At 42.0% G+C, this 15,932-nt stretch carries 13 protein-coding genes; 7 read left to right on the top strand and 6 right to left on the bottom strand.

Annotation, left to right across the window (positions count from 1 at the left end; all coding sequences use genetic code 11):
- Positions 1–171: 171 nt before the first annotated feature.
- Positions 172–828 (bottom strand): tRNA (guanosine(46)-N7)-methyltransferase TrmB, encoded by a 657-nt coding sequence (trmB, locus tag VF06_RS28945; protein WP_099068301.1) that lies wholly within the window; start codon positions 826–828, stop codon positions 172–174.
- A 90-nt stretch (positions 829–918) separates the two neighbouring features.
- On the opposite strand from trmB, the gene VF06_RS41400 reads away from it, so the two are divergent.
- Together VF06_RS41400 and VF06_RS28940 are read left to right on the top strand one after the other, a co-directional pair.
- On the top strand, positions 919–1,065 hold the full coding sequence (locus VF06_RS41400; protein ID WP_180267572.1) for a hypothetical protein: 147 nt from the start codon (positions 919–921) through the stop codon (positions 1,063–1,065).
- Positions 1,066–1,277: 212 nt separating this feature from the next.
- A complete protein-coding gene (locus VF06_RS28940) occupies positions 1,278–2,405 on the top strand; it encodes a metallophosphoesterase family protein (RefSeq protein WP_099068300.1) in 1,128 nt (375 codons plus the stop codon).
- 255 nt (positions 2,406–2,660) lie between these two features.
- Here the strand turns inward: VF06_RS28940 and VF06_RS28935 are convergent, their stop codons facing one another.
- The gene (locus VF06_RS28935) at positions 2,661–3,896 is read right to left on the bottom strand and encodes an FIST signal transduction protein (RefSeq protein WP_099068318.1); all 1,236 of its coding nucleotides are present in this window, start codon (positions 3,894–3,896) and stop codon (positions 2,661–2,663) included.
- Between the two features lie 374 nt (positions 3,897–4,270).
- Here VF06_RS28935 and VF06_RS28930 point away from each other — a divergent pair, with 374 nt between their 5' ends.
- On the top strand, positions 4,271–4,516 hold the full coding sequence (locus VF06_RS28930; protein ID WP_099068299.1) for a Calvin cycle protein CP12: 246 nt from the start codon (positions 4,271–4,273) through the stop codon (positions 4,514–4,516).
- A 563-nt stretch (positions 4,517–5,079) separates the two neighbouring features.
- Here the strand turns inward: VF06_RS28930 and VF06_RS43000 are convergent.
- Positions 5,080–5,214 carry a hypothetical protein gene (locus VF06_RS43000; RefSeq protein WP_257207674.1) on the bottom strand — a complete coding sequence of 45 codons (135 nt, stop codon included), beginning with the start codon at positions 5,212–5,214 and terminating at the stop codon, positions 5,080–5,082.
- Between the two features lie 405 nt (positions 5,215–5,619).
- Here VF06_RS43000 and VF06_RS28925 point away from each other — a divergent pair, with 405 nt between their 5' ends.
- The 4 genes from VF06_RS28925 (at position 5,620) to guaA (ending at position 9,787) form a co-directional block, all read left to right on the top strand.
- Complete coding sequence (locus VF06_RS28925; RefSeq protein ID WP_099068298.1) at positions 5,620–6,216, top strand: DUF3177 family protein; 597 nt, start codon at positions 5,620–5,622, stop codon at positions 6,214–6,216.
- 46 nt (positions 6,217–6,262) lie between these two features.
- Positions 6,263–6,559, top strand: coding sequence for a DUF7734 family protein (locus VF06_RS28920; protein ID WP_099068297.1), 297 nt, complete (start codon positions 6,263–6,265; stop codon positions 6,557–6,559).
- Between the two features lie 201 nt (positions 6,560–6,760).
- Positions 6,761–7,933 (top strand): cobalt-precorrin-5B (C(1))-methyltransferase CbiD, encoded by a 1,173-nt coding sequence (gene cbiD, locus VF06_RS28915; RefSeq protein ID WP_099068296.1) that lies wholly within the window; start codon positions 6,761–6,763, stop codon positions 7,931–7,933.
- Positions 7,934–8,164: 231 nt separating this feature from the next.
- The gene (gene guaA / locus VF06_RS28910; protein ID WP_099068295.1) at positions 8,165–9,787 is read left to right on the top strand and encodes a glutamine-hydrolyzing GMP synthase; all 1,623 of its coding nucleotides are present in this window, start codon (positions 8,165–8,167) and stop codon (positions 9,785–9,787) included.
- Between the two features lie 167 nt (positions 9,788–9,954).
- On the opposite strand, the gene VF06_RS28905 is transcribed toward guaA, so the two are convergent.
- Genes VF06_RS28905 through VF06_RS28895 form a run of 3 tightly spaced genes read right to left on the bottom strand, consistent with a single transcriptional unit; the run spans position 9,955 to position 15,756 of the window.
- Positions 9,955–13,032 carry a PAS domain S-box protein gene (locus VF06_RS28905; protein WP_099068294.1) on the bottom strand — a complete coding sequence of 1,026 codons (3,078 nt, stop codon included), beginning with the start codon at positions 13,030–13,032 and terminating at the stop codon, positions 9,955–9,957.
- Between the two features lie 2 nt (positions 13,033–13,034).
- Complete coding sequence (locus VF06_RS28900; RefSeq protein WP_099068293.1) at positions 13,035–13,490, bottom strand: response regulator; 456 nt, start codon at positions 13,488–13,490, stop codon at positions 13,035–13,037.
- A 4-nt stretch (positions 13,491–13,494) separates the two neighbouring features.
- Positions 13,495–15,756 (bottom strand): sensor histidine kinase, encoded by a 2,262-nt coding sequence (locus VF06_RS28895; RefSeq protein WP_099068292.1) that lies wholly within the window; start codon positions 15,754–15,756, stop codon positions 13,495–13,497.
- Positions 15,757–15,932: the final 176 nt, after the last annotated feature.

The following is a 15,932-nucleotide window of genomic DNA, read 5'->3' as shown; positions in this document are numbered from 1 at the left end:
GGAGATGGGGAGATGAGGAGATGGGGAGATGAGGAGATAAGGGAAAATTGCTGTCTTTATTGAAGACAAAAGCGATGCCTACGGCTGGCTACGCCTACGCTGCAATTCAAATTTTGAACAGCAACTAAAACATTTATGCCCTAAAAACTTTTTTGTCTGGAGATGGCGCTGTTATTGTTGTTGATTCCCAGTGTCTCGCCTGATAAACAAAGCGCGGTAAACAGGTTCGCCCTTATTTTGAGTATATATTTCTCGCTCTGTGGCTACTGGTAGGGGGTTTGCGGCTAGCCATTCTTCTGTACCGACTTGCTGATAAGCTGGGTGAACGGCAAAGCGATCGCGCATTTCCACAGCCACAAATTCCATATCGGATTGCAGAAATACAACTCCCCCAACCGCCAGATAATTAGCTAATTCTGCCACTAGTTCGGGTTGGACTACACGACGTTTCGCATGGCGGGTTTTAAACCAAGGATCGGGAAATTGAATTGTCACCCGTTGCAAACTTCCCGGAGGTAATGAAGATAAAAGCGATTTCAAGGAATTATTGACATTGCAAAATAAGTAATGCAAATTTGTTAAAGCTAACTGAGAACGTAATTTATTGGCCTCCACCACTAGCGGTTCCCGAATTTCTAAGCCGAGAAAATTCCAGTTTGGTTCTATCTTGGCCATATTCAACAAAAACAGTCCTTTAGCACAGCCAATATCTAAATGTAGAGATTGATTTGGCTTGGCATAAACTTTTTCCCACTCAAGAGGACTTACTGGTGTTTGATACTTTTGGGCAAGTGGGTTCACATGCTGGCGGACTCGGACTGCTGCCAAAATTTACTCTCCTAATTCGTAATTTTTAGTCTTGAAGAAGAATTCAGAACTCAGAATTCAGAATTCAGAATTCAGAACTCAGAAGTTAGAATGCAATTAGTGGAGGTTCTGAATTTATCGCTGATTGAAGACCATCAAATCCTAGATGTGATGGATATTAAAACTGTTTATACTGCTATGAAAAAGCAAGCTACATCGGCCATTCATCTAAAATTAATTCTGAATTCTGAGTCTTGACTCTTGAATTCTATTTTGTTCATATTTTTTTGATTTTTTCAAATTGAATACATCTGGTAGGTTTTAAAGTCAATTGTTACTATAGCGTGTAATCGATGCTCAATGTGTACAAATGTTAAATGAGCGCACTGCTGAGCAGGAATATAAAGTAAGGGTTATACTTTTTGGAAAAGACTTGTTTTAGCTCCTTCTTTTAACATTTTCCTAAATCGATGACTCTCAATTTTCGCTTTGCGATCGTCAGTGACTTACACCTAGCACTTCCCCACACAATCTGGAATCATCCTAGTCGGTTTCATCTGGTGGAAGTCAGCATCTCGGCTTTTGAAAGTGTACTAGAACATTTAACACAACTCGATTTAGATTTTCTGTTGTTGCCAGGAGATTTAACCCAGCACGGCGAAAGAGAAAATCACGCTTGGTTGCAACAGCGCTTAGCTAAGCTACCTTTTCCCGCCTATGTTGTTCCTGGCAATCATGATGTTCCCGTAGTGTTGGCCAATGAGCAATCAATTGCTTTTGCGGATTTTCCCTACTTTTACACCAAGTGTGGCTATGAAGATCCGCGACAGATTTACTACATTCGTGAGTTGCTACCTGGAGTCAAGCTGATTGGACTGAATTCTAACTCTTTTAACGACCAAGGCGAGCAGGTGGGACGTTTGGATAGCAAACAGCTACGCTGGTTAGAAGAAGTGCTAGCGGCATCCAGTGATGAATTAATTTTGGTGATGGTGCATCATAATGTGGTTGAGCATTTACCCAATCAATCGCGTCACCCACTGGCAAATCGCTATATGCTGGCGAATTCAGCAGAATTATTGCAGTTACTCAGGCGCTACGGAGTCAAGTTAGTATTTACGGGGCATTTGCACGTCCAGGATGTTGCTTACGACCGAGGAGTATATGATATTACCACTGGCTCTTTAGTTAGCTATCCTCATCCTTATCGCGTGCTAGAATTTCGTCGCGATCGCCAAGGTAGAGAATGGTTACAAATTTTATCCCATAGAGTAGAATCAGTGCCCGATTTTCCCGACTTACAGCACTTATCAAGGCAGTGGATGGGCGATCGCTCTTTCCCCTTTTTAATCAAACTACTAACCAACTCTCCGTTAAACTTACCATTATCACAGGCCAAAGAATTAGCTCCTAGCCTACGTGATTTCTGGGCCACCATTGCCGACGGCGATGCCGTTTTAGACTACCCGCATTTCCCACAAGAAGTACGCCACTACATTCAAACTTACGGTGCATCACATTCCAACCCAGGCATAGCCGCTGGTGGAACCCTAACTATGATTGATAATAACAGCACACTTTTGCTAGACAGGAGTTAAAACTCAGGAGTGAGGAATGAGGAGTGAGGAATGAGGAGTGAGGAGTGAGGAGTGAGGAGTGAGGAGTGAGGAGTGAGGAGTGAGGAGTTAAATATTTCAACTCATAACTTCCAATTCATAACTCATAACTCATAACTCCCAACTCCCAACTCCTAATTTTTAACTCCCAACTCCTAATTTTTAACTCCCAACTCATAACTCCTCACTCCTAACTCCTAACTCCTAACTTTTAACTCCTAACTCCCAACTTTTAACTTAGGACTGATTTTGCCGACAAATTCCAAACGCTGAAGTATAGGCGTGTAGGAAGGTTCTGCCGCCAACAGGGCCGATTTCACCGCCGCAGAAAAAGCCGCCTACGGGAATATCTTTGATGTAGCGCCGAAAAAGTTCGGAATCAAAATTGGGTTTACCATATAGTCCTTCACCTCTTCCCAAGCAGGCAAACATTAAAGCAGCTACGGCAGAGGGTTCGGTGTTGCGTTGGTCTTGATAGCTTTGGAGGAGTAATTCTAAATCTTCGGCGGAGGCTTGGGCGTCGCGGAGGTGGAATTGCAGTCTTTGACCGGGACGAACGCGATCGCCAATTGCGATCGCTCCTGCTGTAGGATCTACACCAAGGATACCGCGAATTAAAAAGTCTCCCTGTTGTAAAGCTAGCTTAAATTCATCCATTGCCACACCCACAAACAAAGAGTGCTGTGCTAAAGTCCGTTCTTGTTCGCTGAGACTGGCAATCAAATCTCTCAACACGATTAAAGGTACTTGTTCATCTAACTCTAGAATGATATTGCGATCGGCTTTGGTGACTTGCAACGGTTTGCCAATGGGCCTGCATCCTTGGGCGACAATCGTTTCCAAAACAATATTTCCAGTCAAAGCTATGCCAATGGTTCCCTCACGATACAATCTTTGACCCAAATCCCCATAGTCATCCTTACAAAATAAGGCAACACGACCACCCATACCCCCACCACTAGCTTGTCCCCCCACTATCACCGATCCTGGATAAGCAAAATCCAGCCCCTGCAACAAATCATTGATTCCAGAAGCAAAGGAACTAGAAAGTAAAATGAACTGGGGTGTGGGTGATGCTGGTACACCAACCAAATCAAGCCAAGCATCAGGGGAACTATCTAAATCCGGTAGTTCTTCAGCAATCACATGAAATACCCGCACCTGCACTCCTGGAAGGTGCGCTAAAGTCAAACTGATAGCTGGTTCAGCTTCTAGTTCTTGCGTTTCTCCAGTAATCGTTGTTCCAATTACACCACCACCGCTACAGCCAATTAGCACCGGCACAGCAAGTTTCTCAGCCAACAAAGGTAATAATCGAGAATACTCACTTGTAAAAGCAGACGAAATGAATACCAGCCCTAAATCCGCAGGTACTGTTAACGATGAGACAGCTCGTTGTACCACATCTGCGACTGCTGCTTCCAATGAATGATGGGTTGATAGGGCGTTTGCCCACTGCATTTGGTCTGCCATGAGTTTTGGGCTTCTTTTGCTTTTTAGGCTAGTAGTTTTTGATTTTTCATTTTGGGAAGAATTGCATCCTACAAGAGCTGTCCCCTGTTGTTTGTATTCACCATCCCAGCAAACCGGGGTTGTCATTCCCTAATACATGCATCTAAATATATTGTATGATTGTCTATCTGTAGTACTGATTCCATAAAATCTTAAAAAATAAAGGTGAATGTATTATAAATGTCACTGGCTGCTGTATTGATGAAAAATCAATAGACTCAAACCCTAACTTAATTATCAGCTAAATGGTTAGAATAGTTAGTAATAAAACCAAAAACTGTCATTTTTGAAGTTTTTCTATACTAGTACTAACAACACACAACGAGACTAAAACAATGACAAACATTCAAGAAACAGCAACAAACGGCATTCAAGAACAAATCCAAAAAGAAGTGGAACAAGCGCGTTCTGTCTGTGATATCAACGGTAGCAACTCACCAGAGTGTGCTGCTGCTTGGGATGCAGTAGAAGAATTGCAAGCCGAAGCTTCTCACCAACGCCAAAACAAGCCGAAAAATTCCCTAGAACAATATTGCGATGATAACCCAGAAGCAATTGAATGCCGGGTTTATGATGACTAGGGAACTTTAAAAATAAATTATTCTGCTCTAGAACGTTGACTGTTAACCATCAACGGTTAACAGTTAACATTAGTAACGAAATATTTTCTACTCAAAGTTCCATGTAAATTGAAACTAAGAAATTTTTTGTTTAGTTAGCAGGTAATCCCAGATTTATTAATAAGTAAGTTTTTACACACAATAAAAATGTAACAAATTGACTGCTTGTAGGGGCGTGCATTTGTGCATACGTGTAAACTTAAGCCCTGGCAAATAGAATTTGCTACTACACAAATAAAGTCCGCCTGCGTGGACTAAGAGAATTTAACCCACGCAGGCGGATTTTGCCTCTGTAGACGCGGTTTCTAACCGTCCGTTTCGCGTTAAGTTGACGCCAATGTGTGCATTTGTGCGCCCCTACTGGCGTGGCAAGTCTTAAATGTCGCAATAAAACTTCTTGTGGGGTGGGCTTCTAGCCATTGGTGTCAATTTAACGTGAAACCCTTGTAAAAACGCGATTTTGAATTCACTAACTTACCATCATGCTTCGCGTTACCGGGTGAACGAAATTTTGTGTGGGATTTCTAGCTAAGTATCCAAAAAATTACCCTCCACACTCCCCACACTTCCCACACTTCCCACACTCCCCACACTTCCCACACTTCCCACACCTTTTTTCGCTCACCCCGCGTTACCCCACCCCGGCTTTGCTGGCGCAAAACCTCCCCTCCCCTTGCCAAGGGGTGGGGTAAAATGATTGTGGGGCGAGAGTTTGAGCTTAAGTTGACGCTAATGGCTTCTAGCCCGCCCCGGACGGGCGAGGATAATTCACATCAGACGTAAATTTTTTGTTTTTACATCTTCGTGATGGCAGTCACTACAATGGAGACTCCCCTGTAACACGTTGCCTCTTCTGAGAACACGTATAGAATTGCTATAGTTAATAGCTTAGAAGTATGTCGGAGTTGATTGACTGGAAGAATTTATCATGCCAATTTGTACACCATTTAGGTAATTTAAAAATTTCCACTACTTGCTTTTTAATGCCTGATTTCAATCTTCCATGCTGTTGATTCTCGATTCTGAAGTCTACATTCTCCTTGTCATTATCATTTGAAAAAAATATGGATTATAACATTTGGTTTCGCCCTTTTGTCTGGATTGATTATCGATTGGCAGTATTATTTTTGGTAATTATTCCCCTAATTATCCTGATTTGGGCATTTGTGCAAAAGGCAGAAGGCATACAACGCTTATTAACAATATACTGGCGAGTATCAAGCTTATTAGTAATCACAGTTTATCTGATGATTGCCGAGTATCCAGTGAGCTTTATTTCTGCATTAATGGCTCAGATTTTGATACCAATTTCGCTATGGTTTTGGGTGGATCTCAACGATGAAATTGAGTATCAAACCACTGGATTTTTAAAATTAATTTTTACTTCTTGGCGCTGGGCGGTAACTGTTTATTGCCTTTTAGGGGCAGTGGCTTCTACGCTTTTTTTAAATTGTGCTTTTTCTACCACTGCCCTCAAAACACCATATTGTCGCGTCTGGTTCGAGGCTCCGTTACTGTTCAAAGAATATTTTCATGCTAATAGCAAAGCTGGATTTTTAGGTTTTCTCGGCATAACTACTTTAGTCATTTATGTGCTGTACTTAAGTTATTTTGTTTTGATTAAGCTAGGCAAGCAGGGACGCACAGCTACACCTCAATAATTGTTGTTGTGGTTCAATGCAAAATTGAAAATTTCAACTGCAAAACATGAATTCCATTGGCAAACGACTGGAACAATACACCACTAAACGCCCCCAAGAAGTCTTATTGGTAACGGTAGAAATTGCCGGCGAGGAAGATACAATTGCAATTTTCAAAGGTTTTTCTAGTTCTTTGATGCAGCCAACAGCATTCGATTTAGATGTCCCGGTTCTGCCAGATGAAGCAATTATTCTCAATATTGACCGACTGGCCAGTCCTTACAATCCTGAAGCCCCTCGTTATATTCAACAAGGAGTTTCTTGGGAAGCGATGGAATTTCTATTATCAGAGGTGGGAGTCTAACTAATAGCTAATCCACCTAAATTTATCTATCTCCGTATTGGCAACAGCCCAATTTATAAAATTGTCCAAATTCTGCGAAATAACTTTGGTATAATCAGCCAATTTGGAGATAGTGAAGTAGAAAGTATTTTGGTGTTAGTGTAGCAGCAGACTAAGAGCCAGACTACATTTGAGCAAATCGCGTCAAGTTGAATTTATAAAATGTCCCGTTCTGGATACACACTTCCTGTATTTGCCTGCGCTGCGGCCGTTGCAGCTTTACACTGGTTACGCGATCGCCAATCATTAACAATAGCGTCGATAGATCTTATTGAACCAAACCAAATCGCAGAAATTCCAATCGAACAGGTAGCTGGACTATCTGAAAATAGTGCTTTAGCAATTACCCGCAGCGACCCTGGTGATAATCTTGATTTGACCAGAAATACACCTATTTGGGCAATGGTGGAATGGAGAGGACGCGGGGACGCGGGGACACTCTTACGCGGGGACGCCAAGAAATTAGTATTTGCGTCTGCGGTGGAAGAGGCGGTAATTATTAAGGGTGGGGAAGGAATTGGTAAACAAGCGAATGCTGACGAACGGCCGGCTATTTATGCTTATGCTCAAAGGTTGTTGCAAGAAAATTTACAACGAATTTTGACACCGGGAGAAAAAATCACGGTGACGATTATTTTACCCGAAGGGCGATCGCTTGCTGTTAGAACTTCCAATTCTGCTTTCGGTGTGGTTGAAGGACTTTCCCTTTTAGGCACAACAGGTATTTCCCAACCTTTGAGTACACCAGACCAACTTGCAGCTTTTCGGGCAGAGTTACAAAATAAAGCCAGTGGTTTTGCAAGTTTGGTATTTTGTATCGGCGAGAATGGTCTAGATTTAGCGCGTAAACTAGGGATTAATCCCGAACAATTGGTGAAAACTGCTAACTGGCTTGGGCCAATGCTAGTAGAAGCTGATGCGCTGGGTGTGCAAGAAATCTTATTATTTGGCTATCACGGAAAACTGATGAAGTTAGCGGGAGGAATTTTTCACACCCACCACCACTTAGCTGATGGACGCCGGGAAATTTTAGCAGCCCACTGTGCCATCGCTGGTTTAAAATCATCGGATATCCAAGCTGTGTTTGACAGCCCTACTGCTGAAGCCGCATTAAAATACTTGCGATCCCTAGACACGTCCACAGGTAGCCATTGGGTAAACCAAGTTTACAGCGCCATCGCCGAAACTATCGATGTGCGTTGCCAAGAATACATCCAAAGCCACAGCCAAAGAGGTACAGATGTTACAGTCTGTGGTTCCATGCTTTTCGATCATGATCGCAAAATTATCGTGAAGAGTAAAACTGCTGGTCTGCTAATGGGAAAATTATGTTAACTTATTATGAATAATCGTAAACAATTAACATAAATAACCTTTTAAGTAATCACTTTCGGGTAAGTTTATCCTTCTAATACCATCTCCGACTCCGGAAACAGACAAACGCATATAAAGGTGCGTTTGTCAAGGTCTCTTATACCATTATCAGCCTGCCCAGGCTGAATAATAGCATCAAGCTATAGATTACAGGGCATCAATTTATCCTTCACAGACATAACTCTCCCCGTCATGAACACAGCGGTGACTCTACCAACAGAACAAGCAGCCGAAATATTAGAAAACCTTGGGCAGCTGAATCGCCAATTGATTGTGATTTTGGACTTCGGCTCTCAATATTCCGAGCTGATTGCCCGTCGCATCCGCGAGACTCAAGTATACTCTGAAGTTTTGTCTTATCGCACTAGTCCTGCACATTTGCGCCAACTCAATCCTAAGGGAATCATTCTCTCTGGCGGGCCAAGTTCAGTTTATGGCGAGAATGCTCCCCATTGCGACCCAGAAATCTGGAATTTGGGCATACCCATCTTGGGTGTTTGCTATGGGATGCAGCTGATGGTGAATCAACTCGGTGGGGAAGTAGCAAAGGCTGACCGGGGCGAATATGGCAAAGCATCATTACATATAGACGATCCCACAGATTTGCTCACTAATGTCGAAGACGGTACCACCATGTGGATGAGTCACCAAGACTCAGTTACCAAAATGCCATCTGGGTTTGAATTGCTGGCACACACAGAAAATACCCCCTGCGCTGCCATTGCCGACCACGAAAGGAAACTTTACGGCGTGCAATTTCATCCAGAGGTGGTACATTCAGTTGGGGGCATAGCATTAATTCGGAATTTTGTCTACCATATTTGCGATTGCGAACCCACTTGGACAACAGCGGCTTTTGTGGAAGAAGCAATTCGGGAAATTCGCGCCAGAGTTGGTCAAAAGCGGGTATTGTTGGCATTGTCTGGCGGTGTGGATTCTTCGACTTTGGCCTTCTTGTTATATAAAGCCATCGGCGACCAACTGACTTGTGTGTTTATCGACCAAGGCTTTATGCGGAAGTACGAGCCAGAGCGATTGGTGAAGCTTTTTCAAGAACAGTTTCATATTCCTGTAGAATATGTCAAGGCTCGCGATCGCTTTTTAGCCACCATTGCTGGCGTTACAGATCCCGAAGAAAAACGTCGCCGCATCGGTCACGAATTCATTCGCGTCTTTGAAGAAACATCCAAACGTCTCGGTCACTTTGATTATCTAGCTCAAGGAACTTTGTATCCAGATGTGATCGAATCGGCTGATACCAACGTCGATCCCCAAACTGGCGAACGGGTAGCAGTGAAAATTAAGAGCCATCACAACGTTGGTGGTTTGCCCAAAGACTTAAGATTTAAATTAGTGGAACCACTGCGGAAACTCTTTAAAGATGAAGTCCGTAAAGTAGGGCGTTCCATTGGTTTACCAGAAGAAATTGTCCAACGCCAACCATTCCCCGGCCCTGGTTTGGCAATTCGTATTCTGGGTGAAGTCACCGCCGAACGCTTAAATATTTTGCGCGATGCCGATTTAATTGTGCGGCAAGAAATTAACCAACGCGGCTTGTATCATAGTTACTGGCAAGCATTTGCAGTATTGCTGCCAATTCGGAGTGTGGGCGTTATGGGAGACCAACGTACCTACGCTTATCCCATTGTTTTACGGATTGTCACTAGTGAAGATGGTATGACTGCTGATTGGGCAAGAGTGCCTTACGATGTACTAGAAGTGATTTCTACTCGCATTGTGAATGAAGTCAAAGGGGTAAATCGAGTAGTTTACGACATCACCTCCAAGCCGCCTGGAACCATTGAGTGGGAATAGAGGAATTCTCAATGACTGTTGACTCTCAAAGGTTAACAGTCAACAATCCTGGTTTTAGGAGTTGGCTAATTACAAGCTTTTCTGATATCCTAAAATTCTTGGTTATTATTGGCTACTGCTATAACTATTTTGATTAATGCCAAGTTCAAGTGATTAATTTTAAATTTTTATAACGGCAGCTGGATGGAAAAGGTAGCTCCTTGTCCAAGGCCAGGACTAGCAACTTGAATAGAGCCGCCATGTAATTCTACAAGATGACGAGCGATGGCTAAACCCAGTCCTAAGCCGCCTTGTTTGTGAGTGGAATGTCCTTGATGATAGCGTTCAAAAACATAGGGCAGAAACTCTGGGCTAATGCCGATGCCTGTATCGCTGACTGAGATTTGGGCATGAGAGCCATTGCGAAACAAACTAATTTCTACTTTTCCCCCTGAGGGGGTGAATTTAATGGCATTGGCGAGTAAATTACCGATAACTTGCAGTAAACGATTGATATCGCCGGAAATTGGTAAAATTGACCTGTCAATTTTGGACTCTAAGCAAATATTTTTGGCATTTGCCGATGGGTAAGCAGTTTCAATTGCAGCGCTGACAATTACCGCCAGATTAATTTGGCTAACCTCAAGCTGTAGTTTGCCTTGGAGGATGCGAGAGATATTTAGCAAATCTTCTAGGAGTTTTTCTTGAGACCTGGCATTGCGTTCGATGGTTGCCAGAGTTTTAGTGAGGTGGGCTTCATCAAATTTCCGAGTCCGCAGCAGTTGTACCCAGCCGAGAATGGCATTGAGTGGAGAGCGTAAATCGTGGGAAACCATTGCCACAAACTCATCTTTGGCGCGGTTAGCAGCTTCAGCTTGGGCGCGGGCGGCTTGCTCAAGTTGCAAAAATTGGTTGCGTTCGGCTTCTAAGTGTTTGCGATCGTCAATATCCGTACTTGTACCAAACCACTTGATGATAGTTCCTTGTTCGTCCTTGATGGGCACACCTCTGACTAAATGCCAGGAATAGTTACCATCGCGTTTTTGATAGCGGATTTCTTGTTGGTAAAGTTCCCCTGTTTCCAAAGCTTGAGTCCATTCTTCCATAGCTGCTACGATGTCATCTGGATGGATAACTTTTGTCCAGCCAAAATCCATCGCCTCTTGAGTCCGTTGCCCAGTAAATTCATACCAGCGTTCGTTGACATGTTCGCATTGGCCTTGAGGATTGCAGATCCAGACAAGCTGTGGCATGGCATTGGATAAGTAGCGGTAGCGTTCTTCGCTTTGACGCAGTGCAAGTTCAGTGCGTTTGCTTTGGGTGAGGTCGAGAACGAAACAGACGCTATAACCATTGTCCTTTGTACTTTCTATCCTGGCAATTCCTAGTAAAACAGGAATCCGAGTGCCATTTTTGTGAAGATATTCCTTCTCAAAAGGAGTGCAAACACCAGAAACTTGCAGTTCTTGAATTTTTTGTTGGTCGAGGGTTTGATATTCTGGAGGTGTCATGAAATTCCAGTGGATGATTCCCGCTGCCAAATCTTCGCGGGTGTAACCGAAAGTTTCTAAGAAAGCGTCGTTTGCTTCATAGACTCGGCCGCTGAAGTCACCGAAATAGATACCAACTATATTAGACTCGACAATACGCCGGAACTTAGCTTCACTTTCTTGCAAAGCGACTTCGGCACCTTTGCGTTGGCTAATATCTGTGGTGCTACCTACTGCCCTAATTACCCGGCCATTAGCATCCCTTGTAATCAATCCCCGATCCAACACATATCGATATTTCTGGTCTTTGTGTCGTGCCCGATACTCAATTGTATAATGATTTTCATTGGCACAGATGATACTTTGGAGTTCAGTGATTAAACGCTCTCTATCTTCGGGATGAATTTGCTCTTTCCACCATTGATGGGTTTTTGGTATTTCCTTTAAAGAGTAACCCAAAATTTTAGTTACTCCTTCAGTTCTCTCAATTCTATCGTTGATCACATCCCAGTCATAAATAAGGCAATTAACCGCCGCTGTTGCTAGTTGAAAACGCTCGTTGCTCAAACGTAGCTGTTCCTCGGTTTGCTTGCGTTCTGTAATATCAAAGGTTGTACCGATAATTTGGTGTGGGGAACCATCAGGATTTCTGGTGAATATCGTATCTCTACTAAAAAACCAACGCCATTCTCCATTGGCGTGTCGCATCCGATATTCATTTTCCACAATCTTGTTATCTTCAGTTAAACCAAGTTCTTGGAATAAACAAGGAAATCGAGCGAAATCCTCAGGATGCATAAGTCTGGGTAAAAACTGCGTTCCCATTTGTTGAATTTGCTCTGGAGTGTAGCCAAGCAATTTACTAACTTGACTATTAATGTAGACATTTTGTTGTTCAACTAAATCGTAAACATACAAAATTCCAGGAGTAGTTTCCGCAATGCGTTCGATGAACTCCTGACTTGAGCGCAGTCGTTCTTGTGCTTGGTATTTCTCAGTGACATCCCGCCAAGAAGCAACAAACCCATCTCCCATTTTGGTGATGCGAATATCGATGGTTTTGGCTAGTAGCTGGTTACTATCAAAATTTGAAGTGTAGATGAGTGATTCTTTCGCCAAAGGATTACCCGTTTCTATAACTTGGCAACAGTCATCAAATAAGTCATTGGCTCGAAAATTCGGCAGAATTTCACACAGTCCTTTGCCCAGTTGTTCTTCGTTGTTCATCCCGGTAAATTCACAAGCTGCGGCATTGACATAATCAACATCAAAATCAAGTATTTCACCTTTATCGTTACGAATAGCTGAGTAAATGCCAAAACAATCGAGCATATTTTCTACAGAAGTGCGAAAACGTTCCTCGCTGCGTTGTAGTTGCTGGCGTAACCGAGTATTTTTAATTGCTGAGTAGACAGTAGAACGCAAACGTTCTGCGGTTGTCTGTCCCTTGATGAGATAATCTTGCACGCCACTTTTCATCGCCTGGACAGCTACGGATTCGTTGCCATATCCTGTCAACATAATTACAGCTGGCATAGTTACCTTTGCATGTTGCTGTAATTCCGCCAGAAATTCCAGTCCATCCATGTCTGGCAACAAAAAATCTAATAATATGCCCTCAGGTTGCAACTGTTGACATAATGCCAACGCCTCTTCTCCCAATTCTGCTTCGAGAATTGTGTAGCTGTGTTCTTGGTCTTGCAGGAGATAGCGACGATAAACCTGTCGGTCTTCAGGAGAATCATCAATGATAAGAATGGTTAGCGGTTGCACCATCACTACTTGCTAAGAGTATCAGGGAGAATGACAATATCTAACCAATAAGTTATGAAACTTTGAATAGTTTGTACCAATCTGTTAATGTCGATTGGTTTTAGGATATAACTAGCAATGCAATATCGATAGCATACTTCAATATCTTTGGGGTTAGAAGAGGTGGTAAATACAACCACCGGAATATTTTTGAGATTTCTATCTTCCTTGATTTGCTCTAAAACTTCTCGCCCATCGGTTCCTGGTAAATTCAGGTCGAGCAAAATAATTGAGGGAGAAGGGAACTTTTGAGAATCAGTGAAAGCGCCTGTGTGGTAAAGAAAGTCCAGCGCTTCATCGCCATCAGTGCAGCGAAAAATCGGATTAATCACAGCTTGTCGGCGCATGACTCGACATAAGGCTTCAAAGTCTTCGTCGCTGTCTTCAATCACCAGCAAAGCTTGGGCGGTTTTGCCAACCATGAATTCAGTCTCCTGCTGATAACGTGAAATAAAATGTACTACCTTCGCCGTAGGTTGACTCCACCCAGATTTTACCGCCATGTCGCTCCACAATTTTTTTCGTAATGGTCAATCCCGCCCCTGTACCGCCACCATATTTGCTTGGCCCGTGTAGCCGTTTAAAGATGCGGAAAATTGCCTCAAAGTGTTTTTCTCGAATGCCAATGCCGTTATCTCGGACGTAAAATATCGCTGGTGTAGGTGCAGCAGCTTCAATATAGCCAATTTCAATCCATTTTTCAGGTTTGTCGTTGTATTTAATGGCGTTGGCAATTAGATTATTGAAGACTTCGCCTACTTGGACGCGATCGCAATACACTGTTGGTAACGGTCGAGGAATCCGAATTTCTACCTTCATCTCCTCAATTCGGGCACTCAACAAATCTAAATTTCGCTGTACAACACCATTAATATCAGTGTGCTGCATAGAAAGATCCACTCTTCCCAAGCGAGAAAAGTGTAGCAGCGAATCAATTAAATCTTCCATCCGCTGAGTCAAACGAATCAAAGTTTTTAATTTTTCTCTACCTTCTTCGTTGAGAATTTCGCCGTAATCTTCAATCAAAAAATTGGAATAATTATGAATACCGCGCAGTGGTTCTTTCAAATCATGGGAAGCAATGTAAGCAAAGGCATCTAATTCATTATTACTACGTTTTAATTCGATATTTAACTGCGCTAATTCATCTGCTTTTCGCAACACCACACCAATAATAGCGCTCCTCAACTCCAGTGCTGCATTCACTTCACAAGTTTTCCAATTCAAAGATTTTAAGCGTACCGTTTCTTTCCATAACTCAAAGGATTTCCGGGGTGATAGACGCAAATTTCCATTTCCAGTTACTTCCACGGCTTTATGTGGATTACCTCCCCAATTCACAGTCCGCACTACCTCTGGACGAAACCACAAAACATAGTTTTTGTGGACTTTGGAAAATGAAAGTGCCATGAAGCCACTAGCTACATCCCGGAATTTTTCTGCCTCTGGATAAATTTTTGATAGGGAGTCAGTGTAAAAAATTTCTGCTTGGATGTTGCGATCTATCCATTCAATTAAATTTTGAATATCTGCTTTTTCTGGAGTGTTGCCAATTGTCAAGTATTCTTTATCAAAAGAAACCACTGCTCCTTGGGCATTGACAAGATTTAGTAAATTCGGTTGATACTGAATTAAACCTTCAAGAAAATTTTTTTCTGCGGACATGTACTCGACTAACTTACTATGAACGGATTTCAATTTAATTTTATATTCGCTATCTTCACTATCTTCTTTTGCACTCAGTTCTACAGAGGTAATTTGTCCTAAAAATTCACAGGCATTACGAATTTCGTAGGGAACATATTTAGGCGATTGGTGATGGCAAGCAATTAGTCCCCATAATTTTTGGTTTTTGATAATGGAAATTGACATTGATGCCGTTACACCCATATTATGCATATACTCAACGTGTAAAGGGGAAACGCTTCGCAAAACCGACTTACTTAAATCTAAAGGCTGCCCAGTTAAAGGATTATTTGTAGACAAAATTGCTGCTGGTTGATAGTAAGCATTCGGTATTAATCTCAACCAATTTTGGCTGTAGAGTTCCCTAGCTTGTACGGGAATATCGGAAGCTGGATAGTGTAATCCTAAATAAGAAGTCAGATATTCTGGCTTTTGTTCGGCAATCACAACGCCATTCCAATCTTCATCAAAACGATAAACCATCACTCGTTCAAAACCAGTGATTTTTTTGACTTCCTGAGCAAGAATTTGGCTGAGTTCTATAACATTTGATGCTATTTGTAATTTAGATATAGCCTGTTTTACTGAATGGTAGAATTTAAAAAATCCATTAGTCTTTTTTAAAAATGCTGGTTCTAATTCGAGAATTAAAATTTGATTGCTCCGATGAATAATAGCATCGTAATGTAAATCTTCAGTTCCAATTTTTATGCTAATTTCTAGAGGATTGACCAATTGTAAATCTTTTTCATATAAACAATCCTGCAAAAAATTTATTTGTTCGGATTCCCAAAAATTGCTTAAAGGTTGATTTAGTAATTCTTCTGGGTTGATGCCAATTAAAGAATAAGTATTATTGCTGCACTGGAGAATAGTTAATTCTGGTTCTTTTAAGGCCAAAAGAAGTCCATGAGGTTGAATATAGCCAGGAATGTGAATTGGCTCGCGATCGCAGTTAGTCAGGTCAACTTCAAAGGGAATGCGAATATCTTTATTGTTCACGTTTTAGTACCAATGAATGACTAGCGTCTGAGAAATTTACCTCAGGCGACAAATAGTGTGGAATTGAGTTGTCAATTTTTTGATTTAATCTATCTTCAGAAATACAATTTAAATTTATTATAAAATTATTTGCTGCAAATATTCTGTGAAAATCTGTTAATTAATTAAAATGAAAT

Origin of the sequence: Nostoc linckia z4 (genome assembly GCF_002608075.1) — a bacterium.
Classification (GTDB): domain Bacteria; phylum Cyanobacteriota; class Cyanobacteriia; order Cyanobacteriales; family Nostocaceae; genus Nostoc; species Nostoc linckia.
Note: the sequence above shows the minus strand (reverse complement) of the source record. Positions and strands in the feature narration are given on the sequence as shown.